This window comes from Brevundimonas sp. (assembly GCF_013823285.1).
Classification (GTDB): Bacteria; Pseudomonadota; Alphaproteobacteria; order Caulobacterales; family Caulobacteraceae; genus Brevundimonas.
In genome coordinates, this window is record NZ_PNLV01000191.1 from 1 (window position 1) to 1,247 (window position 1,247).

A 1,247-nucleotide genomic window follows, 5' to 3' on the forward strand; every position below is an offset into this window, starting at 1 on the left:
CGGGCGGCCTCGCAGGTCTTTTCGAGTTTCTCGATGGCCTCGCGGGCCTCGTCGAGGGTGAGGGTCAGGGGCGGCAGCAGGCGCACGCAGTTGTCGCCGCCGCCGGCCACCAGCAGGTGCTGGCCGTCACGGGCCCAGCCCATGAACTCGCGGTTGTTGGGGACCAGCTTGACGCCGATCAGCAGGCCGCGCCCGCGCACGTCCACGATGATGTCGGGGAAGCGCTCCTTCAGGCCGTGCAGCTGCTGGGTCAGATAGCCGGAGATCTCGGCCACATTGGCGAGGGTTTCCGGCTTGGCGATCTCGTCCAGGGCGGCGTAGCCCACGGCCATGGCCAGCGGATTGCCGCCGAAGGTGGTGCCGTGCACGCCGGCGACCATGCCCTTGGCCGCCTCGGTGGTGGCCAGGCAAGCGCCGATGGGGAAACCGCCGCCGAGCGCCTTGGCGATCGCCATGATGTCGGGGGTGATCCCAGCCCATTCGTGGGCCCACAGCTTGCCGGTGCGGCCCATGCCGGACTGCACCTCGTCGAGGATCAGCAGCACGCCCGCGTCGTCGCACCACTGGCGGATCTGGCGCAGGTCGGCGTCGGGGAAGGCGCGCGCCCCGCCCTCGCCCTGAACGGGCTCGAGGATCACGGCGGCGGCGGTGGGGCTGTCGATGGCGGCCTTGACGGCGTCCATGTCGCCGAAGGTCACCTGCACATAGCCGGGCAGGCGCGGGCCGAAGCCCTCCACATAGGACGGATTGCCCGCCGCATTGATGGCCGCATAGGTTCGGCCGTGGAACGAGCCGTCAAAGCCGATGATGTCGATGCGGTCGGTATGGCCGTTGGCGTAGTGATAACGGCGCGCGGTCTTGATGGCCGCCTCGACCGCCTCGGTGCCCGAGTTGGCGAAGAACACCACGTCGGCGAAGCTTTCGGCGACCAGCCGGTCGGCCAGCGCCTCCTGCCCCGGAATGCGGAAGATGTTGGAGGTGTGCCACAGCTTGTCGGCCTGGTCCTTCAGCGCCTGCACCAGGCGCGGGTGCCGGTGACCCAGGGCGTTGGTGGCGATGCCCGCCACGCAGTCCAGATAGGCCGTGCCGTCCGTCGCATACAGTCGGGCGCCCTCGCCGCGCTCCACCTCGACCGGGGCGCGATTGTAGACTCCCATGAGATGACCGGACACGACGGGCTCCTTCCCTGAAAAGAAAACAGCCCCGGCGGGGCGCGCCGGGACCATGCAGGACGGTGTTGTCCGCTT

Annotated in this window: 1 protein-coding gene; it reads right to left on the reverse strand. The window is 69.4% G+C overall.

The features are described from left to right. Positions 1 to 1,157, reverse strand: a 1,157-nt coding sequence (locus C0461_RS14310) for an aspartate aminotransferase family protein (protein ID WP_292107970.1), incomplete at its 3' end; no start/stop codon positions are given. Positions 1,158 to 1,247: the final 90 nt, after the last annotated feature.